The 21,729-nt window shown below is 37.6% G+C and carries 17 protein-coding genes and 1 pseudogene; 9 read left to right on the top strand and 9 right to left on the bottom strand.

The features are described from left to right. Window positions 1–52 precede the first annotated feature (52 nt). Together LY11_RS14405 and LY11_RS27300 are read right to left on the bottom strand one after the other, a co-directional pair. Window positions 53–637 (bottom strand): Crp/Fnr family transcriptional regulator, encoded by a 585-nt coding sequence (locus LY11_RS14405; RefSeq protein WP_111634370.1) that lies wholly within the window; start codon window positions 635–637, stop codon window positions 53–55. Between the two features lie 44 nt (window positions 638–681). Beyond that, window positions 682–978, bottom strand: a pseudogene (locus LY11_RS27300) (DUF3592 domain-containing protein); the annotation flags it as partial. Between the two features lie 122 nt (window positions 979–1,100). Here LY11_RS27300 and LY11_RS26705 point away from each other — a divergent pair. Together LY11_RS26705 and LY11_RS14400 are read left to right on the top strand one after the other, a co-directional pair. Beyond that, window positions 1,101–1,256: a hypothetical protein gene (locus tag LY11_RS26705; RefSeq protein ID WP_170132691.1), complete on the top strand. Its 156-nt coding sequence runs from the start codon at window positions 1,101–1,103 to the stop codon at window positions 1,254–1,256. 99 nt (window positions 1,257–1,355) lie between these two features. Then, window positions 1,356–2,009 (top strand): DUF4468 domain-containing protein, encoded by a 654-nt coding sequence (locus LY11_RS14400; protein WP_111634369.1) that lies wholly within the window; start codon window positions 1,356–1,358, stop codon window positions 2,007–2,009. 203 nt (window positions 2,010–2,212) lie between these two features. Here LY11_RS14400 and LY11_RS14395 read toward each other — a convergent pair whose 3' ends face one another. Continuing rightward, window positions 2,213–2,848, bottom strand: a complete 636-nt coding sequence (locus LY11_RS14395) for an FMN-dependent NADH-azoreductase (protein ID WP_111634368.1) — start codon at window positions 2,846–2,848, stop codon at window positions 2,213–2,215. A gap of 322 nt (window positions 2,849–3,170) precedes the next feature. Here LY11_RS14395 and LY11_RS14390 point away from each other — a divergent pair, with 322 nt between their 5' ends. After that, window positions 3,171–4,637 carry an aminotransferase-like domain-containing protein gene (locus LY11_RS14390; protein WP_111634367.1) on the top strand — a complete coding sequence of 489 codons (1,467 nt, stop codon included), beginning with the start codon at window positions 3,171–3,173 and terminating at the stop codon, window positions 4,635–4,637. A gap of 77 nt (window positions 4,638–4,714) precedes the next feature. Here the strand turns inward: LY11_RS14390 and LY11_RS14385 are convergent, their stop codons facing one another. Next, window positions 4,715–6,610 carry a vWA domain-containing protein gene (locus tag LY11_RS14385; RefSeq protein ID WP_111634366.1) on the bottom strand — a complete coding sequence of 632 codons (1,896 nt, stop codon included), beginning with the start codon at window positions 6,608–6,610 and terminating at the stop codon, window positions 4,715–4,717. A gap of 78 nt (window positions 6,611–6,688) precedes the next feature. On the opposite strand from LY11_RS14385, the gene LY11_RS14380 reads away from it, so the two are divergent. Next, the gene (locus tag LY11_RS14380; RefSeq protein WP_111634365.1) at window positions 6,689–7,267 is read left to right on the top strand and encodes an RNA polymerase sigma factor; all 579 of its coding nucleotides are present in this window, start codon (window positions 6,689–6,691) and stop codon (window positions 7,265–7,267) included. A 55-nt stretch (window positions 7,268–7,322) separates the two neighbouring features. Next, window positions 7,323–8,549, top strand: a complete 1,227-nt coding sequence (locus LY11_RS14375) for a carboxypeptidase-like regulatory domain-containing protein (RefSeq protein WP_146610848.1) — start codon at window positions 7,323–7,325, stop codon at window positions 8,547–8,549. A 19-nt stretch (window positions 8,550–8,568) separates the two neighbouring features. Here the strand turns inward: LY11_RS14375 and LY11_RS14370 are convergent, their stop codons facing one another. Continuing rightward, window positions 8,569–9,117, bottom strand: a complete 549-nt coding sequence (locus LY11_RS14370) for a helix-turn-helix transcriptional regulator (RefSeq protein ID WP_111634363.1) — start codon at window positions 9,115–9,117, stop codon at window positions 8,569–8,571. 517 nt (window positions 9,118–9,634) lie between these two features. Between LY11_RS14370 and LY11_RS14365 the strand changes: the two genes are divergently transcribed. From LY11_RS14365 to LY11_RS14355, 3 genes are read left to right on the top strand one after another with little or no spacing between them, the layout of a single operon-like run. Beyond that, window positions 9,635–12,835, top strand: coding sequence for a SusC/RagA family TonB-linked outer membrane protein (locus LY11_RS14365; protein ID WP_111634362.1), 3,201 nt, complete (start codon window positions 9,635–9,637; stop codon window positions 12,833–12,835). 12 nt (window positions 12,836–12,847) lie between these two features. Beyond that, window positions 12,848–14,233 carry a RagB/SusD family nutrient uptake outer membrane protein gene (locus LY11_RS14360; protein ID WP_111634361.1) on the top strand — a complete coding sequence of 462 codons (1,386 nt, stop codon included), beginning with the start codon at window positions 12,848–12,850 and terminating at the stop codon, window positions 14,231–14,233. Window positions 14,234–14,246: 13 nt separating this feature from the next. Then, the gene (locus LY11_RS14355; RefSeq protein ID WP_170132690.1) at window positions 14,247–14,840 is read left to right on the top strand and encodes a TlpA family protein disulfide reductase; all 594 of its coding nucleotides are present in this window, start codon (window positions 14,247–14,249) and stop codon (window positions 14,838–14,840) included. Between the two features lie 63 nt (window positions 14,841–14,903). Here LY11_RS14355 and LY11_RS14350 read toward each other — a convergent pair whose 3' ends face one another. The 4 genes from LY11_RS14350 to LY11_RS14335 all read right to left on the bottom strand — a co-directional run bounded on the left by LY11_RS14350 (window position 14,904) and on the right by LY11_RS14335 (window position 21,398). Then, window positions 14,904–15,191: a hypothetical protein gene (locus LY11_RS14350; RefSeq protein ID WP_111634359.1), complete on the bottom strand. Its 288-nt coding sequence runs from the start codon at window positions 15,189–15,191 to the stop codon at window positions 14,904–14,906. A gap of 11 nt (window positions 15,192–15,202) precedes the next feature. After that, on the bottom strand, window positions 15,203–15,661 hold the full coding sequence (locus LY11_RS14345; protein WP_170132689.1) for a MauE/DoxX family redox-associated membrane protein: 459 nt from the start codon (window positions 15,659–15,661) through the stop codon (window positions 15,203–15,205). A gap of 182 nt (window positions 15,662–15,843) precedes the next feature. Next, a complete protein-coding gene (locus LY11_RS14340; RefSeq protein WP_111634357.1) occupies window positions 15,844–19,122 on the bottom strand; it encodes a TonB-dependent receptor in 3,279 nt (1,092 codons plus the stop codon). A 2-nt stretch (window positions 19,123–19,124) separates the two neighbouring features. Continuing rightward, window positions 19,125–21,398, bottom strand: a complete 2,274-nt coding sequence (locus tag LY11_RS14335; protein ID WP_262510929.1) for a phosphocholine-specific phospholipase C — start codon at window positions 21,396–21,398, stop codon at window positions 19,125–19,127. A gap of 61 nt (window positions 21,399–21,459) precedes the next feature. On the opposite strand from LY11_RS14335, the gene LY11_RS14330 reads away from it, so the two are divergent. Then, on the top strand, window positions 21,460–21,729 hold a 270-nt coding region (locus LY11_RS14330; RefSeq protein ID WP_146610836.1), incomplete at its 3' end, for a transposase.

The following is a 21,729-nucleotide window of genomic DNA, read 5'->3' as shown; positions in this document are numbered from 1 at the left end:
AAAGGAAGCATTGCGAACACCTGGATTTCTTGCCAAATGACAAGAAATAAACTTACTTTTTCTTTGACAGCTCTTTTCGTATCCTGCTTAAAGAGGTATCTGTAACCCCAAGATAAGAAGCAATGTTTTTCAAAGGCGCATGCTGAAAGATTTCCGGATTTGCCATTAACAGTTGTTCATACCTTCCTTCTGCTGTTTCTGTAATCATAGACAACGTTCTGTTTTTAAACGCTGCGAATCCTTTAACCAAGACTGATCTGCCAAAGTCTCTGAATTCGGGGAGCGTATGAAAAAGATTATTCAGTTGCTCATAGTTGATACTCCAGCCTTCACAGTCTGTCAATGCCTGGATATTTTCCTGAGATCTTGTGCGATTGAAAAAGGAAGAAACTTCAAATATAACCTGTCCTTGTGTATAAAAATTTGTGGTGACTTCATGGCCTTCCGTATCCTGCGCAAATGCACGCATATATCCTTTTTCCAGGAATAAATATTCATCACATATTTTACCTGCGCTAAGTTGGAATTGATTTTTAGAAATGATTTTTCTTATAAAGTGATCCGCAATTTCAGCAGCCACAGCAGAAGAAATCAGGTTCGTGTTTTTGAGAAAGCTGACTAGATTTTCCTGGCCCATGGTTTTTTACTGATGCTATAAAAAAACAAGATAGAGATTTGAGTTCAAAACTTGCATAAAAACTGCTTTGAAAGCTGATAACCTGCACCAATTACGATTAAATAAATGGAAATACACAACAACACAATCGTCCAGCTAAAGACACCGAAATAGGTGAATATCCTGGCAGAACCCGGATCGTTGGGATCGTAAGCAAATGTAGCTTTTTCTCCAACTTTCCAGCTTGCAGGTGAACTGGACGAAGTATGTTTATAAATAAAAATCTGATTATTCTTAGTTTGAATGGCAAATACTGGTCTGTAACTATCTCCGTCAGAATCGCTTAATAACTCTAACTTTGTTACTGTTCCTGTTGCCGTCTAACTATTTTTCAGGAACGTTAAAGATTCACTCAGAATAAATAAAGAAACAAATAATAAAATAATGCCAAATATTAAAGTTATACGGTAATACAAGCAGTCCCTTGAGTACAGCAGGAAGTGGGATTATCACTGTTACTTTGCCAAAGGATTTCAACGCGCAGGATTTTGAGATATTAGGATTGATTCATGATAAAAATAATGGTGGAATTTTAGGGGCTGCTAAAGTCGTATTTAATTTAGGCAGGGTAAGTCAATGAACCAAGTAACAGTTATCTATACAATTGTATTTAGGTCTTAATAACATGTTTTTTTAACTATTAATATTGTATTATTGCGGAAAATTAACAATATTAACAATGAATTTATCAAAATTAACTCTCTTATTAGTTCTTACTGGACTATTTTTAAATTTTAATGCTACAGCGCAAGATGTGATTACCTGGAGTACGCAACGCAATGGAGCAAAAGTAGCTGATACAGTATCTTTAGAAGATTATCTTCCTGTTAAAGACAATGTAGTTTATGTTGAATCAGTTTTAGAGCTGCCTGAGACCACAAAACAAGAATTGTTCTCAAGAGCAAAACTGGCTATACAAAAAACATTTACCAGTAGCAAAATGGGAACTTCAAATTATGATGCAGAAGCCGGAATTTGCAGTATAAATAATTTTTATGATATCTCAGATATGACGGCTTTCAGTGCAATCACAAATGGCTCGAATCCTGTTAATGATAAATATTATTTTAATGCACTGTTATCTGTAATTGTAAAAGATGGCAAGTATAAGATCAAAATGGAAATACCACAATATGCCTATGGAAAAGAGAGCAGGTATAAAACATATACTGATTTTCAGTCACAAAGTATGCCTATTTCGAATATAGCCAATAATCGTCAGGGTGGTAAACGTCAAAGGATGAGGGTTCTTAAAACTTTAAATGAAAAAATGTTATCAACCTTTAACCTGGTGAGAGTTGAAATGCAAAAGAAACTTGATACTGATTTTTAAATATTAGCTAAACTTTCTGAAAAAGGGGTCTGAAACTATTCAGATCCCTTTTTCATGTATTTATTGCCTAAAAGTTTTAATTATCCGGAGTAATCCAGGTGATTTCCAGTTCCCATTCTTTTTTTAGTTCGCGACTTTGAGCAATGCACACATTGCACTCCAGAAAACGGCGAATCCTCCACCTATCAGGATTAACTTTTTTCTCATGATCTGCTGGTTATTTCGTTAATTGTAGTGTGGATGTTTTTAATGGATTGTTCAAATAAATCACCTCCAAAAGCTTCTCCATTTAAAGAGAGTTCCTGAATATCATCGATCCCCATAATGTTAAAGACAGTTTTAAGATAGTTGCTCTGGAAATTCATGTGCTCATAATATTCGCCTTTTCCATAACCCCCGTTACCTCTGCTCAATAGCAAATAAACGGATTTGTTTTTCAAGAGTCCTTCATAAGGATTCTGAGGATCTGTACCACTTATTTTGATTGTTTCATTGACACGGATTACCTGGTCTAAATAAGCCTTTAGCGCACTTGGAATAGACCAGTTGTACATTGGTGATCCTAAAATGATGATATCTGCGGCTTTCAGCTCAGCAATCAGCTGATCACTTATTTTGAGTGCATCAATTTCTTCAGTTGTACGTAAGCCGGCGGGCTTAAATGCACCAGCAATCCATAACTCTGAAACATGTGGAATCGCTTCCTGTCCAACTTCACGGTAATGCACACTGGACATTGGATTTTTTTCTTTCCATTGTTTAACAAACACTTCGGTTAAACCTCTGCTATTTGATCTGCTGCTTCTTGGACTGGCATTAATAATCAATAATTTTTTCATTGGAATATAATTGTTATTTATTTCTAAAACAGGAGCTCTAAAACTTTTCCTGTGTGTTTTTTCTTTGGTACCGGGGTAAAAGTTTCTCTATCTGGCCTTCAAAGAAGATATATGAAATTAAGTTGCTCGCAATTGCTTTCTTATATCCTTTAGGAAATGATATGGTTGTATTGCGTTGTCATTCAGTGTTTTGTTCTCTATTTTTTCTTTGTCGGGTACAAATTTACTGTGGTGCCGTCGCCGGTTAGGGTACCAGTTCTTCTTAATTAAATGGACCAGATGAATGTGATGTTTCTGTGATAAAAGCTTAATTTAGCCGCCTATGCTTCCATTCAAAAACTTATTGCAAATTGATAAAAGTAGTTCCACATCTGTATTCAGGCAGATTGCTTCGCAATTAGTCTTATTGATACAAAAAGGTATTTTATTGCCACAAATGGAATTACCAAGTACCCGTGTTTTAGCTATTGACCTTGGATTGCACCGTAAAACAATTATGGCTGCCTATAATGATCTGATTGCAGAGGACTGGATTGAAAGTGAAGAAAGAAAAGGATATCGTATTTCTTCACGTTTGCCTATTATAAAACCAAGATCTTATGCAAATAAAAGTTCTCTGAAAGGATATAAAGGGAAATCTGAATTCTCATTTGATCAACTTGAGCATGTACCATCGCTGCCCAGAATATTGCCTGGATATCAATTGATTGTAGATGATGGATTTCCTGAGACCGATATTTTTCCGATTGAAAAGATATTAAAGGAATACCGGAAACTTTTGGGGTTCAATGTGCTGAAAAAATCGGCTTCCAGCTGGGATATAGGAGGGAGCAATAGTTTTAAGGAGGCACTGCATTCCTTTTTAAATGAAACCAGGGGGCTGAATATTACGACAGATAATTTAATGATTACCCGTGGTGCACAGATGGCTATTTATATTGCAGCGTCACTTATTCTTAAACCCGGTGACCAGGTATTGGTGAGTGATCCCAGCTATTTCATGGCAGATGCTGTTTTCAGACAGCTTGGCGCAGAATTGATCCGTGTTCCTGTAGATAGTGAGGGGATGGATATTGATGCCGTAGAAATTGCACTGAATAATAAAAAGATAAAGTTATTATATATTATTCCTCACCATCACCACCCCACTACTGTGACTTTAAGTTCTGCACGCAGAACAAAATTATTAGAATTGATCAGGGCTTATCAATTACCAGTTATTGAAGATGATTATGATTATGATTTTCAATATCAGTATAGCCCGTATTTACCTTTAGCAAGCGGTGAACATGATGGAAACGTTATTTATATTGGTTCATTAACTAAGGTATTGGGTGCTCCGTTCAGGTTAGGTTATATGATTTCAACAACCGATTTTTTGCAGAGTGCGATGAAGTTTAAATCACTGATTGATTTAAGGAGTGATGTTTTAATGGAAGGGGCCATAGCGTCATTAATTCGTAGCGGGGAATTTTCAAGGCATATTAAAAAGGCGATTAAATTATATGGATCACGCTGTGATTATAGCGCCTGCTTAATTCAGCGTGAGTTAAGTGAAATGATTGAATTTACAAAACCGCAAGGAGGGATGGCACTCTGGTTAAGATTTAAAAAAGAATTCCCGGTTTCACAGGTGATAAGTAAGGCTTCGTCCATGGGGTTGCAACTTTTAGGCAGTAGTTACACTAAAGGAAAAGACATGAGTGGGATCAGGTTTGGTTTTGCCTCTGTGAATGAGGCTGATATTGACTTTGCGGTAGAAGTTTTTAAGAAAATAAGTTTGAGATAGTTTGTCGAAAAAACAATTCAAATAAAAATTGGGCAAACGCGTTAAACCTGGTTGGCCCAATTTCATTATTTTAAAGATTACTTTGTATAAGTTTCGCTACTTTTCGATAGCTCCTTTGCATTTTTTGCAAGATTGATAAATTCTGCCCGATAGCCCTCTTCATCTTTACCTTTGGCTGCTTTTGCTCTGGAAATCAAGCTTTCATAGTCAGCCTGTTGTTTGTAATCCGAATCGCTTAAAAGCTGCCCTAATTCTGCTACAGCGCTGGCAAATCTAAAGTCATCGCTTGTTTTTAGTATTGGAATTGGATTGTCATTAACTGAAACTTTTTCCATCTCACTTTTTCCAGCATCCGGCGTTTTGTATCTGAATTTAATAGTTAATAGCTCTGGAGAAGAATTTGATGCATTCGCTTTTTCTGTTTTTTGATATTTTAGCGGATCAATATTTAATGAATAATCATCTTTTAAGCCTGCCGGAATAATTTCATACAATGCTGTAACAGTGTGTCCGACACCCATATCACTACCTATTTTTTTATCGTTGTTAAAGTCTTCTTTTTGCAATAAATGGTTTTCATATCCGATTAACCGATATGCCTGCACTTTAGCCGGATTAAATTCAACCTGAATTTTGACATCTTTCGCAACAGTAAAAAGTGTACCTCCAAATTCAGTCACCATTGCTTTTCTTGCTTCAGAAATGTTATCAATATAAGCGTAATTGCCGTGCCCCTTATCAGCAATAGTATTCATTTTACTGTCTTTCAAATTGCCCATACCGAATCCAAGAACAGACATGCTGATGCCACTGTTATTCTGTTTTACAATCATCTGTTCCATATCTTCATCACTGGATGCACCAACATTGAAATCTCCGTCGGTAGCGAGAATTATCCGGTTATTACCATTTTTAATGTAATTCTCCTTTGCAATACGATAAGCCATTTTTATTCCTTCACCACCAGCGGTAGATCCGCCATCCTGAAGTTCATCTATTGCGTTTTTAATTTTAATTTTTTGATTACCTGTTGTGCTGGCTAATTTTAAACCTGCTTCTCCGGCATAAGTGACAATGGCTACATGATCTGCAGGTCTTAACTGATCTACCAGAAGTTTCATAGCGGCTTTTACGAGTGGAAGTTTATTGGCATCAGACATCGATCCTGATACATCAAGTAAAAAGACGAGATTTGAAGATGGGAGCTCGTCTGTTTTAACTGATTTTGCCTTGATTCCTATTCTTAGTAAACGGTGTGCAGGGCTCCACGGTGCTGAAGAAAGTTCAGTATGTATGGCTACGGGAGCTTTATTCACTGGCCCGGCAAGATCGTATTGGAAATAATTGATCATTTCTTCGATCTTTACTGCATCTTTTGGTGGCAACTGGCCATTATTTACAAACCTTCGGAAATTACTGTAAGATGCGGCATCTACATCTGCTGCAAAGGTAGATAGCGGATTTTTCCTAGGATCAGTAAATTGATTCTCTGCATTTTTCTTATAGGATTCTGAATCTGATGTTACATTGGAATTATTTCTGATAAGCATGCCAGGCACGCTGCTTTTTAAACCTATACTGCTGGAATTTGTTGAATTTATTGTGCTAACTGAACTTGTTATTGATTGTTTTCGTTGCATAGTATAACCAGTTATCACTACCTCATTCAACGTTTGTTTGGAAGCTATCAGCCATACATCTATTTTATCTGATGAGCCAATTTTTATCCTTTGATTATCATAACCTATAAAGGAGAAGATAAGCACTTTTTTGCTGTCAGTTACAGGAACGGAGTAGTGTCCGTTCGCATCTGAATTGAAATGGAGGAGGGTTCCTTCAATGCTGATTAAAACTCCGGGGATAGGCTTACGGTCGTTCTGATCGTAAACAGTTCCGCTGATTGTTCGCGCTTCGCTGTTTCTGAATCCTGCCAGGCTAAGAAAGAGCATTGTCAAATAAATTTTTGTCTTCATGATATGGATTTTTGCAGGGGATGCAGATTGGTGAAGATTTCCATAAATGAATAAAAAAAAAGTATTTTTATAGGGTAAATGAATTGGTTTAAGAACTCCAGTAAATCAGATCCTGTAGAGGATGCAGAATTATTAAAGCGTTATCTGAAAACAGGGGATCTATCCGCACTGGGGGAGCTGTTTGATGGCCATTCTACTATGGTATATTATGTCTGCCTGAAATACCTTCAGGACAGTGAGAAAAGTAAAGATGCAGTAATGGGTATTTTTGAAGAACTCATCGTTAAAGTGAAAAAGCAGGAAATCAGACAATTTGCAAGCTGGCTTTATGTGTTGAGCAGGAATTATTGTTTGATGCAGCTACGTTCTAAAAAGCACGTTCAATACGTAGATTTTGAGAGTATTGTGGAATTTACGCCATTAATGCATCAGGACGAGCAGGAAAATAAGGAAGGGAAATTGACGCAGCTTGAACTGTGTTTGGAGAAGCTTCCTGAAAAGCAAAAACGGAGTGTAGACTTATTTTTTCTTAGAGAAAAGTGTTATAAAGAGATCGTCGATTTTACAGGTTACAGATTAAATGATGTTAAGAGTTATATCCAGAATGGAAAAAGGAATTTAAAAATTTGCATGGATAAAAATCGTGGAGAAGAATAAAGTGGGCATATCGTTATTACAGAAGTACCTGAATGGGGAGCTTGATGCCCGTGCTATGTATGAAATCGAAAGACAGGCACAGGACGACCCTATATTGATGGATGTAATGCTTGGGATGGAAAATGGGAAGAAAGAAACTGATAAAGCTAACTTGCATGAAATTAGTATCCGCATAAAAAAACGTGTCAAATCAGGCAGCAGCATGAAGTTATTTACTTGGAAAACATGGTCTGCTGTGGCATCTCTGTTCTTTGCATTTTCATTGACGGGATTATGGTTCTTTAGAACAGCTGAGAAAAATCAAATGCAAATTCAAAAGAATGCGGTCGTTCAACAGAAAGTGTCTCCCGAAGTGGTGAACAAAGTTAAGGTGCCAGGTGTACTTTCGGAAACAAAACCAGCTGTTCCTGCTGGTGATCTTGCTGTGAACAAATTTAGTTTGGCTAAATCAGCCAGAAAAAGAAAGCGTATTTCTGGTAAACTTCCAACTGCCGGTGATGCTCAGGTTTCTTTAAACGGGGCGCTCACAGCATCAACTATGTCATTAAAAGATAGTAGCACTGTAAATGCGGGTACTTTGGCTGAAGTAGTAGTTATGGGATATCCTCTCGCGGCCAAAAAGAGTGTAGCAATGGCCGTTCAAACGATTGTATCTGATACCTTGCACCGGAATTTGAGTGGAAAGGTTGCTGGTATACAAATTGGAAAAGACAGGTATATTTCAACAATGGTGATTACTGGAGTTGTGAATGATAAAGAATACAACTCTCCATTACCCGGCGTTACAGTAAGATTGAAGGAAAATAAAAGCGTGGAGACTTTAACAGATGCCCAAGGTAGATTTAGCATTGCTTTGCCATCAAAGAAGTCTGTTATAGAAGTAATCGCAATTGGTTATAGCCGTCAGCAAGTTAAAGCAGATTCGATTGGGCATTTAAGTATAATCCTTGAACCAGATTATTCAGCTTTAAGCGAAGTTGTTGTGACAGCTCTGGGGCGCAATGCTAAATCAGGAAAAGCACAGCCAGAAATTGGCTGGAAGGCATATAATCAATATCTTAAAGAGAATGGAAAAGTCCAAACAGATGATATCAACGGAAATGTCAAGCTGACTTTTATGATCAATGAAAATGGCAGACCTGTGTCTATTAAGATTCTGAAAGGGTTGAATGATGATCTTAACCAAAAGGCATTTAAAATTGTAGCTGATGGCCCAAAATGGAGGAGGAGTGAAGCTAATCCAGATGAAGAAATCAGATTAGCGGTTAAATTTCACCATTAATTAAATGCGTATCTGATTCTTATGATTTGATCTTATATAAGTAGATACTTTTATTTCCTGTCTTGTCTTCTTTAGTCAGGACACCTGAATCTGTTAACCTGTTCAGCTGTCTGGAGATTTCTTTGCTGCTGAAATCTCGTTTATATTCTTTTTTTATATATTTTCTGACATAATTAACTTCTCTCTGTTCAGCAAAGAACATTGTAGGAATTAATTCTTTTTTTATGAAATAAGCTACACTTTCCTCTCCTTGTCTGGCGACAAAGAATTGAGGATTGTTGACATTTTCTGCGAAAAATTTTTTGATAGTTTCTATCGTCTCCCATTTTTTCAGCTTAAAGAGTTTAGTTGAGAAGATCACATCAATTTCTACCCCAAAAAAAATTGCTATTTTTCCTGCAGTTTTACTTGAAATAGAGGCCTTTCCATTTTTTATTGTTCGAAGATGATTTACAGAAATCTCTGTTGCACTGGCCAATCCAGTTACATTAATGCCCGTCTGATCGAGTAAAGAAGTAAGTTGTTTCCCCACCACTTCAGCACTGTGATGCTCATTCTCTTTCGTCATAAATCAAAAAGAGATATAAATCTGTCTTCATTGTTAATGAAATAGTTGTTATTCTGGATTCAGAATTATATATTTACACTATAGTTTAATAGATATTTCATCAGAGAAATATTAAGATTTATTTATCCTTCCTTCCGACAATTGTCGTGATGCATCCTGTATGCACAGAAAACCTAAAAATCATAGCCTAAATACTTTTGACAGCCGATCAGTCCATTCTGATAAGAATTGATATTGATCTGGTTTTTTAAATATATTGTTAATCAACATTATCACAAAGCGGGCGGCCTAATGAGCGGAGGTTCTGGTAGTGCCGCCTTGCTTTGTTTTATCAATACAAACCAATCCAAATTAACTAACTCAAATTAGAAACAGTATGAACGTGATCAAATTCCTTTATTGGAAGAAATACAGGTTTCAGAAAACACCATTTGAAACCATTGTTAAACCACCGGTTTAGCAGGGCAATAATGCGAATACATCTTTAAAATTTTCTTAATCAACTAGACTATTAGAAATGAAAAAAATAACGATATACATCGTAATAGCAGCGCTTTGTCTAAATTTTACTGCTTTAGCCCAGGTTACCATTCAGAATTTAAAGGGTAAAATAATAGACGAAAATGGACTGCCAATTCCTGGGCTTAACGTGTCCATAAAAAATACAAAGACTCATTTTCTTACGGATAGACAGGGTGTTTTTATATTGAGCAAAGTTGCAAGAGGTGCTACAATAACAATTACCGGGGTAGGTTATAAACCAGCGGAGATAACAAATATCCAGGATGGAGATTTAGGAACTATCACTATACAAACAGACAATAATCGCTTAAATGAAGTGGAAATTGTAAGTACCGGCTACCAGAGTATTCCAAAAGAAAGAGCAACCGGGAGTTTTGTCCAAATAGACAATAAACTATTGAACAGGAGCGTAACCACGAATATACTTGATCGCTTAGCCGGGGTTACCAGCGGACTAATCTTTAATAAAAATATCAACGTAGGCAATAATAGCAATCAATCATCCATTTCAATACGAGGGAGAAGTACTATATATGCGAATCCAAATCCATTGATTGTAGTCGATAATTTCCCCTATACAGGTGACTTATCTTCCATCAATCCTAACGACATAGAATCTATAACTGTTTTAAAGGATGCTGCTGCCGCATCTATCTGGGGTGCATTTTCTGGGAACGGGGTAATTGTGATCACCTCAAAAAAGGGTAAATACAATCAGGCTCCAACTATAGAACTGAATACCAGTATTACCATAGGAGAGAAGCCCAATCTCTTTTATACGCCCAGGCTGAGTTCTGAAAACTATATTGATGTTGAACACTTTTTATTTCAAAAGGGATACTATAACTCAGCAATTAGCAGATCCAGCCACCCGGTACTCTCACCTGTAGTAGATATTCTGGTAAATAGAAGAAATAAACTGATTTCATCCGCAGATTCTGCAAAGCTCATCAATCAATATAAAGGGCAGGACACCCGCAGCGAGCAGTCAGCTTATTTGTACCAGCGGTCCGTTAACCAGCAATATTCACTGGGAATTAGGGGAGGGGGGAATAATAACCTTTATTATTTCAGCACTGGTTTTAATAAAGATTTAAGCAATCTTAAAGGTAATGACTTTAACCGGATCACAATTAATGCTTCTGATACCTATACTTTTCTGAACAAAAAAATCCAGTGGACAAATTCAGTATACTTTACCAAAGAAAAGACAAGTAACAATGGTGTAAGTCCGGGAAACCTGCTTTATCCATACCTAAAATTAAAGGATGAAAGTGGGAATAATCTAAGTGTACCTTATCAGTACAGGCAAGGTTATATTGATACTGCCGGGCGTGAAAACCTTTTGGATTGGCATTACCGTCCCTTAGATGAACTTGGAAACAATGACAATACAACCAGGTTGACGGAATACAGGTACAATATGCAATTGCGTTATACCATTTTTAGTGGTTTTGATGCTTCACTTCAATACCAGTATGATGAAGGGAATTCAGTTCAAAGTAACCTGTATAATCAGGATAGTTACTATGCCAGGGACTATATCAACCAGTTTACCCAGTACAATAAACCAACAGGTATTTATACCATGCCGGTTCCAATAGGGGGAATACTGGACGATCTCAATAAAACCTTTTCTTCCCAAAACTTCCGGGGGCAATTGAATTATGCCCATCAGTGGAATGATAAGCATGGATTATCGGCTTTAGCGGGATATGAAATCAGGGATATCAATGCAACTTACAAAAATTCCAGGTTATATGGCTATGATGATTTAGGTAACGTGGCTTTGATAGACTATACGCCTTACTATAAGTATTTCTATAGTTCTGGCACTGGGCGAATCGCGCAAAATGCATCACAGACTGGTACGGTAAACAGGTTCATCTCTTACTTTGCCAATTTTTCTTACACCTTTAAAAACAGGTACATTCTTTCTGCGAGTGGCAGAAAAGATGAATCCAACATTTTTGGGGTCAATACAAATCAAAAAGGTGTTCCCTTATGGTCTGTTGGTGGAAGCTGGGAAATCAATAAAGAGCTTTTTTATCACTTAAACTGGTTGCCCTATGTCAGGTTAAGAGTAACCAATGGGTATAATGGAAACGTTGACAATACCCTGTCCTCATCGATTACTGCTATTGCAGGTTCCGGTAACGCTTATAATCAGCCTTATTCCACCTTGACCAACCCGCCCAACCCACTGCTGAGGTGGGAAAAAGTAAATACAACCAATTTTGGGTTGGATTTCTCTTTGAAGAAAGTTTTAAGCGGAACGATCGAGTATTACCTTAAGAAGGGTAGCGATTTAATAGGCACAAGTAATGTTGATCCGACTGTAGGCGTGTCCATATTCAAAGGTAATTCTGCAAATATGCAGGGGCATGGTATAGATATATCTTTGAACTCCAGGAATATTGAGGGAGCTTTTGGCTGGAATACGACACTGTTGTTTAGCTATTCTACGAATAAAGTGACTAAGTATCTGCTGAAATCTGCTTCGGTTAGCAGTGCAGTTTCCTCAGGTTTGAACCCGGTAGAAGGGAACCCGCTGTATAGTTTATATAGTTTCAAGTGGGCAGGATTGGATACCAAAGGTGACCCGCAGGTCTATTACAATAATGAGGTCAGCAAAAAATACAGTGCTATATACAACTCGGCCGACCTTTCTAATTTACAGTATTCAGGCCCTGCAAATCCAACAACATTTGGCAGTTTAAGAAACGAGTTTAGTTATAAAGGATTTACGCTTTCTGCAAATATTATTTATAAGCTTGGATATTATTTCCGCCGGCCATCGTTGAATTCAAGCGATGTTTTTACCGGGCAGTTATACTTTCCTGATGCTGAATATGCCGGCCGCTGGCAAAAAGCAGGGGATGAAAAGCTGACTCAAATTCCAGCGTTAAGTTATCCCGCAGATGCCGTAAGAGATCAAATTTATAAATACTCAGACATTCTGGTTGAAAAAGGAGACCATATCAGGCTTCAGGATATCAGTTTAAACTATGAATTCACTAAAGGGAAATTTTCCGGGTTACCAGTGGGCAGCCTTAGTTTATATGGGTATATCAGCAATGTTGGAATTTTATGGAAGGCTAATAAAGCTGGCCTGGACCCGGATTATGTGCCTAATGGTGCGATGATCTATCCGAATCCCCGTACTTATTCAATAGGTGTCAGAGCGAAATTTTAAATAAAAAATAGGATGATGAAGAATATAAGAAAAGTAAGCTGTGTACTGCTGATCATGGCCAGTTTGTTTACTATAAGTTGTAAAAAGGATTTTTTGGATAAAAAACCAGCAACAAACCTCAATATACCCACCACGCTGGCAGACATGCGATTATTGCTGGATAATACGGCTGTTTTAAACCGCAGCCCTGCAATTGGTGAGGAATCTGCAGATGATTACTACATGACCTTTGAAGAATGGCAAAACCAGTATTCTCCAAAGGATGCAAATGCTTATATCTGGGCTAAAGAAATATGGGCTGGAAAAACAAATGTTGTGGAGTGGAATAAGCCTTACGGGCAGGTTTTATATGCAAATGTGGTTTTGGAGCAATTAAATAAAATCGTTAAAAATTCATCAAATGAAATAGACTACAATAATATAAAAGGGAATGCCTTATTTTTAAGGGCGTGGTCTTTCTTTGATCTGGTTCAAATCTTCGCAGTACCTTATGATACTAAGACCTACGATACTGATCCGGGCATTCCCCTAAGGTTGACCGCTGACATCAATAGCCCTACAACCCGGGCATCACTCAGGGAAACCTATCATCAGATTCTTGACGACGCTATTCAGGCTAAAGCCTTGCTCAGTTTGCCAACGTCTGTGAAAAACGGTAACAGGTCTTCAAAAGCGGCTGCATTTGCATTTCTATCCCGCATATTTTTAACTATGAGGGATTATAAACAATCAGGATTGTATGCGGATAGTGCATTAAATCTAACAAGTGCTTTAATGGACTACAATACCCTGGATACGGCCTCTTCAACTCCCTTTTTGTATGATAACGCAGAAGTTATTTATCAAAATTATTTGGTTGACAATAACCCGATTATATATGTGTCCAATTCCATTAATTATTCTATTGACACCACTTTATATAAAGCCTACGAACCAGATGACTTACGCAAGTTTCTATATTTTCAAAATAATGCCGGGTTTATCAATAAGAAAGGAACGTATTCCAGTAATAGCCTTAATTCAAATGGACTAACTACCGATGAGCTTTTCTTGACCAGGGCAGAATGTTCAGTACGCAATGGAAATATTCATGCTGGATTGGAGGACTTAAACAAATTACTACTGACCCGTTATTCTACAGGGAAATATCAATTGTTTACAACTTCAAACCCTGCCGATGCTTTGAATAAGATATTATTGGAAAGGCGAAAAGAGTTAGTGATGAGAGGGTTGAGGTGGAATGATATCCGCAGGCTCAATAAGGAAGGATACAATATCCTATTGAAAAGATCTTTAAATGGGCAAGTTTATACTTTGCCGCCAAATGACCCAAAATATGCGCTTCCCATTCCGCCAGATGTGATTTCGCTTTCAGGAATTAAACAAAATGATCGTTAACATGAAAACTAAGATGATGAAGATTAAAATGACAATATGTACGCTGTGTCTTGGCTTTATTGCCTTGATTTCGTACTCGAATCCAAGTGGTATCAGTTTATCAGGAAATGATAGCGTAAAACATAAGGACTCCTTAGAAGTAATGGATTATACATTTAAAGACTTGCTCGACAATGATGTCCATATTTCCGACTTTAAAGGAAAAGTTGTACTTATTGATTTATGGTATTCTGGTTGCGGGGCCTGTATTAAAAGTAATCAGGCTATAAATTCAATACATAAACAATTAATAGGTGAGAATATTGTGTTTTTGAGTATCTCAGTAGATAAGAACAAATTAAAATGGATGCAAAGCCTTACTAAAAATGCGGCAAAAAGTGAACTAAACCCGTGGGCAGGTAAATACTATTCTTCACCCGGAACTGTAACTTTATATTGTGGGGAAACAGGTTCGAACAATGATTTTGTTAAACTGTATAATCCTGAAAATGCCTATCCTTCGCTTTTGTTAATTGATACTAATGGAAAGCTGGTTTCAAAAGATCCTCCAAGACCTGAGATTGATCGGGAAAAATTGATTCGTCTGATTAAAGCGTTATTGAAGTAACCAGTTCTCAATTATTTGTTAAATCAATAAAAGGATGGCCAAATTTTGGCCATCCTTTTATACTTATTGAAATGATCCTTCTGCCAATTGAGCTACCATTCCATCTTCATCAATAGAATAGGTACAAACTTTCGCAGATTCTATACATCGGTAAGAATTAGGAACTAATTGATAATGCGATAGATCCTGGTCGATTGCACTATTCCAGTTTTGCGGTGTAAATGCAGGTTTTAACCAATAAGTACCTGCATATTTTCCGTTCGCATTTGGCGTACTATTTGTGAATGCACTGAATCCAATGGCTATTACACCTACCATAAGTGCAATTGCTAATTTTTGAAGATTTTTCATTTTTTGTAAGGTTAAGATTTAACATTTGTCTTATTAATTTTAATAGCTAAAACGGACAGCCCGATGATTATTAAATTAAACCATATATGTCCAGCCCAGCTGAGATTTTTAATGATCAAATTACACTGACATGGAAGTTCTTTGGCCCACAGAAACATACTAAGTATATAAATGGTAAAGACAATCATAGTACCTGTAAAAGCATAAAGCCCTTTTATATTCGTTTTAGGCACAATCAACAGTAGCGATATAGCTATTTCAATAATCGGTACTATCCATGAAATAGTCCTCGCAGAGGAACCTATTAGAGCTATATTTGCCAGGCCAAATTCAAACCTTTCGTGATCTGTGAACTTACTGTATCCAGCAGTCAGAAATAAGAAAATGCAAATCAAAGTAATGATAAAGGCAATAGATTCTTTTACTCTTTTTGCTAAACGAATTGACTTTTTTAAATTGATAAGTTCCATCTTGATAATTTTAATCATCATATAATCATAATAGAGGATTTTAATCCTCAACGGATGCGTAATCCGTTATTAATAATGCTATACTTTTTGTCATTGTTCTCCTTTCTTTATGGTGAATAACTATATATTAAAGATCGTTAGTAAATGAAAGAATACATCGGTCATTTGACCCAAAATCATGATCAATTGAATAAATACCGGACACCAAACTGCATTTGATAAGTTGAGTTAGTACTGTAATCATTTCTGAATGAATCAGTAACCAATTTCCCGCCGATAGTCGCCATTTGAAATGTTGGTAACGTTGTACCGCCAGATGAGATCATATCAAGATTAGCAGGGGCCAGAAGAGAACTTGCATTGACTATTTTTTTTAAACCAGAGCCAGCGTTGATCAGGTTTCCGATATTTAGAATATCCAAACTTAATTGCAATGTATTCTGATTACCCTTTAAGCCAATCATGAATTCATGAGAAAGTCTTAAGTCAAACTGATGTCTCCAGGGTAGTAAAGCACCATTTCGTTCAGCATATTTTCCTTTTCTATTTTTCAGATAGTTATCCTGATCGATATAATAGAAAAATGCAGCACTCTGTTCTGCCGGACTATAGGTTTTTGCTACATTATCCAACAATACAGTTAATGGTGCGAACTGTATTGCTGAAGGACCAGACGGAATATAAATCAGGGATTTGTTGGTACCATCTCTTACAAAATCCTTTGAATAGGTATAGGAAAAACGGCCCTCGTTGGAGCCTTGATAAACCATTCCAATGCTAAATTTTAAATTCTTAGCGTATTGTTTAGTAAACGTAAAGGTAGAAATAACTCTATCAGGCACAACATAGGAGGCATATCCTAAACTAAGCTGATTAATTCCGTTAACAGATGCTGTTGCATTCAATGCAGAAAGGGTCTGATCGCCATCTCCGTCATTGTAGTTTTTAGCTGAACTTTTACTATAGGCTAAAGAAAAATTAAGTGTTGTACCTATTCTTTTTTGTACTTGTGCTATAGCAGAAAAATAGTACCCCTTTGATGAATTGTATACATAAACGGCATTTAAAGGAGAAGTTCCATTTGGATCAGGCTGCCCTTTGTTATTTAATGGATTAATAAACTTATCGGAATTATTGGCTGGATATACGAATCGGTTATCCGGATAACCGGCAATATTCAAAGGTACTGGGTCAACCAGATTAACGTCCCTGAATAAAATTCCCCTGATATCCTTATTCAATAATGCTTCCAACGTTCCTGTAAATCCTGCTGGCAGATTAAGTTCCAGCGCTATACTGGACTTCCAGCTTTGGGGCATTTTAAAATCTCGTGACAATACACTCACAATAGATGGAAGTATACCATTTGGTGAAACATCAGTTTGCAAGTATGGGGTCGGCTGGAAAATACCGGGTGTATTTTGGGTACCCTGCCAGGTCTGAGTGAGTTGATACATTCCCGAATACCTGGCCTGGCTAATAATCCATACAAAAGGGATTCTACCCGTAAATATACCAGAACCACCTCTTAACCGGATAGTCTGGTTAGCAGTCAGCTCGTAAGAAAATGAAAACCTGGGTGCAAAGAGAAGACCCGGTTTTGGTAATAAGGATGTATTTAAATGCAGGTTTTCTGAAAATGTAAGTTTTGCCAATACGCTGTTTTCTGGTAAAATCTGTGGAAAAAAGGGGAGGTCTGCCCTTAGCCCTGCTGTGATAAACAGTCTTTCACCAACAAGTTTTGTTTGCTGAATAAAAACAGAAGCATTTAAATAATCAAAGCTATATTCTGGAGTTTGCTGGCTATTCAGTGCAGTAGTCTCCGCATAATCCATAGGTTGATTACCACTAGTAAAATCCTCCCATGAAGCATAGGTGTAATAACCTGTGCTAAACGGAACATAGCTATTTTTGGTTCTGCTGTAATCAAGTTGCACACCCGCTATCCAGGTGTTTTTATGCGCAGCATAATGAATGTGGTCGCTGAAAGAGATTACATTGACATCTCTTTTATTAGCATAAGTATAAGGCTCATAACCAAAAGACGTAAATGGGATTCCATCCTTCAGAATATCAACAAAAGGAAAGCGCTGACTATTGGAACTCCGGGGCTCGTATTGACGGGTATAAGAGCTGCGCATCGTATTGGTCAGCTTTTTATTCAGCCTGCTGTTCCATTCTGCGGATAAGGAATAAAAATCAGATTGTGTAGTAAAATTGGAATTGCTGAAATGAAGCGCATTATCAGTCCTTCTGCCGAAAGTTAAGGAATAGGGAGTAAGCGGACTTCTTGAGCCATTCATTAACTCTGGTTTACTGCTGCTCAGCTGATTGTAACGGATACTGAAAGTGTTGTTTTTTGCGATGTTCCAGTCTAATTTTACAAGTATTCTGGTGCTTTTATTTTCAAAAGAATAGCCTTGATACGGACCGGTAACATAACCGTAATTTGATAAAAGGTAATTACTAATCTGGTCAAGTTCTGTAACAGACGGCCGGGTAATATTTGGAGAGCTTCCGTAAGGATGAGTTGGGGTCGCTGCCTGGAATACTTGAGGCTGATAATTTTCCTGTTCTTTTTCAACGCTTAAAAAATAGAATAGCTTATCAGTTAAAAGTGGGCCGCCAATTCTGAAACCATGCAGATTATATTGTAACGGGGTACTGGCTATTTTAACCTCCCCAATACGATGACCAAAATTGTCTTGATTTCTAAAATAACTATATACTGAACCTGCTGTGCGGTTACTTCCCGATCTGCTGATCATATTGACAGCACTGCCGATAAAACCAGATTCCCATAATGAATTATAAGGCGCAACATTTACAGAGATTTCAGCGATAGCATCAAGAGCAACCGGCTGGGCCCCGTTTCCTGGCAGATTATCGCCTACACCGAAATTGTTGTTGAATTCAGACCCGTCGATGGTAATGAAATTCTGACGGTAATTACCTCCGGCTATTGCAGACCCAAAAGCTAAAGGATTCAGTTTAATGAAATCACTTACACTTCTTTTAATGGACGGTAATAATATAATCTCTTGATGGTCAGTATGATAAGCTGAATTATTCCTTCCTTTTTTTTTGGTCAAGTCTGATTTTGAAGAAGTTATGGTTATTTCTTCTAGTGAATTGATCATACTATGAAGAATAATATGATGTACCTGAGGTTCGTCAAGCTTATAAAAAACATCAGTTTCCTGATGTTTTTTATAGCCTAAACTACTTAATTCTATTTGATAAGGCCCTCCGGGCTTAAGATCCGGAATGAAATACATTCCAGCCTCGTTGGTTGGACAACCATAAACTGTCCCTGTGGGAATATGTTTAATTAAAAGTGAAGCCCCAATCACAGGTTGTCCGGCTTCATTAACCACCTTTCCAGATAAACTGGTTTTAGTCGTTTGAGAAAGGACCGTTACCGGGATAAGAAAAAAGAAAAAGAAAAGTAGTTTATCCATTTTTAAACTACCTGGCCCATTAAAGGATCAGTCTTCGTGATGGAGCCTGTCTCTACACGTCCGGCAAACCTTTCCATAAAGTTGCTACCTACTTTGGCGCGCACACTGAAATCATACCAATTATAATTTTTGCCCAGGTCTAAAATAATGCTTGCTTTGCTTTTAGGATTCACCCTTAATAATTTAACACCGGTTTTATAACTCTCATCTTTAATTTCCATTTCCTGTAAAGTGCTCCCGGTATTGGTTACGGTGACAATAACGTTTCCGCTTAAGCGTAGCGGATTTTTGTTGTCCTGCTCATAGCGGCATTGTACCTTAACTTCCGGATTTTTATGCTCACCCATAAACTCTCTGAAAAAACCATTCGGACCATATACTTTTAAATGATATTGTTCATCAGCGAAATTTTCCAGCTGCCATTCGTCCTGTAAAGTATCACCAGCTGAGACGGTATAATCCCATACTCTCAAAACTTCATCCTGATAAGGATTCAGACTATAAACAGTAAAAGGAGATCCTGCTGCTTTTTTACCGGCATATTTATTTGAAGCATTAAAACTGATTATGAATTTTCCGTCTTTCAATTCTCCATTTACATAGAGCTCATAAGGTAAAGCACAAGCAGACCGGGTTCCCTTTTCCTGCTTGGGGAAATAAGGAGAGGTAAGGGGATCGGTATTGATCTGTGCAATCTCTTCAACAGTAAGCTTTTTGTAATTGTCCGGAACCTCTTTGAATTTGCTGGAATAGACCTTTTCCATAAATGGAATCTTTTCCAGAAGCTGTGGTTTTTCAACTTTTTCTCCATTATAAGGTCTGAAAGCAGAAGTAAGATCACCACATATTGTTCTTCTCCATGGAGTAATATTTTCTTCAATGATTTTCTTATTCAGTTTTTTCTCGATAAAAGTCTCCAGAAACTGGAGAGAAGAAGTATGATCAAACACCTCTGAACATACATAACCTCCTCGTGTCCATGGGGAAACAATAACCATAGGTACACGGTAACCCAGGCCAATCTGACTTTCTCTGATATTACTTTCTTTCATCGAAGGATTTGTTTGCTGAGATTTCTCTGCGAAATCAAGCTTTGTATCCAGTCCTTCAGAGACTTTTCCTGCATGTTCTTTAAAAGGATGCGGTGGCACAAATGGAGGTACATGGTCAAAATAACCATCATTCTCATCATAAGTCAGGATGAAGATCGTTTTTTTCCAGATCTCAGGGTTTTTAGTCAGGATCTCCATTACTTCACTCACAAACCATGATCCGAACCAGGGTACGCCAGGATGATCTGAGAAATTAGCAGGCGTCATTAACCAGGATACCGTAGGCAATGTATCTGCATCCACGTCCTGTCTGAATTGATGCAGTACATCCCCCTTGGGAATATTCAACTCTCTTTTAACTCCGTTTTCTTCATACGCTAACGGACTGAGGCTATGGAAATCAGGATCGTTGGAATTGATACCAAAAGCTTTAGCATTCAGATTTTTCGAAGTTTCCGATAAGGCATCATGTGCTGCCATGGTGTATTTTTTCTCATCTTCCTCTGTTTTAAGCAGTAACTTTTTCACTGCTTCAATTTTAGCCTGTTGCTCTTTCGTAAGATTTGTTGTTGGAGCAGTAGAAAGCTGCTCAAGCAAAGCCTTTTTCTTCTCTTTCAAATTCTCAATCCCACCAGGATGCAGCCGAACATTATACTGCTCAAAATATTCCATTACGTTTGTTCCGAAATTACTTAACCAGGCACTCTCTTCCCCATTCAGACCAAACCCCATAGTCAATTCATTCTGATAAATCTTCCACGGCACTCCATTTTCTTCTAAACGTTCCGGATAGGTCTTCCAGTTTAAAGTTGGCTTATCGTAATTACTAATGTTCCAGAGATGGGCCATTCCGGCAGCACTGTTTTCTTCACGAACAGTGCCCGTCATCCAATAATAACGATTAGGGTGTGTTCCAGCAATTACAGAGCAGAAATTCTGATCACATACCGTAAAAGCATCAGCTAATGAATAATAGAAGGGGAAATCTTCCCTTTTACAATAACCAACGGTTAATGGCATATGTGCGTAGGTTGGCTTATATGCCTTTTTAACATCCAGCCACTTATCATATTTACCACCATTTCTCGCATCTGTCTGATCTGTCCAATTGTGAGGTATAGAACCCATCCACGCTATTTTCGTATCTTTAGTATTCAGGTGGAATGGTGCATAAGTTTCCCCTTCTTTATTGGATTGCAACCATACTTTGTTCTTATTGGGTATGGAGTTGCTATATTTGAGTAGACACAGAGTTAAGAGGATTTACATATCTTAACAGAATATTATGTCACGAGAGAGAAAAGCATACCCGAAGGAGTTCAAGCTGATGAGCGTTGAACTGAGTAACACCCGTACAGATCTAATTGCACTTGCGAAAGAACTGGATATCAATGTGACTTTATTATATAGATGGCGTAAGGAATTCACCAGCAAGCAAGGCAGCAGTTTTCCTGGGAATGGAAAGGTTATCCTCAGCGCAGCTGAGCAAGAGGTGGCTAATTTGAAAAAAGAACTGCGTGAAACGCAGATGGAACGGGATATATTAAAAAAGGCC

Origin of the sequence: Pedobacter cryoconitis, assembly GCF_003259615.1 — a bacterium.
Taxonomy (GTDB): Bacteria; Bacteroidota; Bacteroidia; order Sphingobacteriales; family Sphingobacteriaceae; genus Pedobacter; species Pedobacter cryoconitis.
Note: the sequence above shows the minus strand (reverse complement) of the source record. Positions and strands in the feature narration are given on the sequence as shown.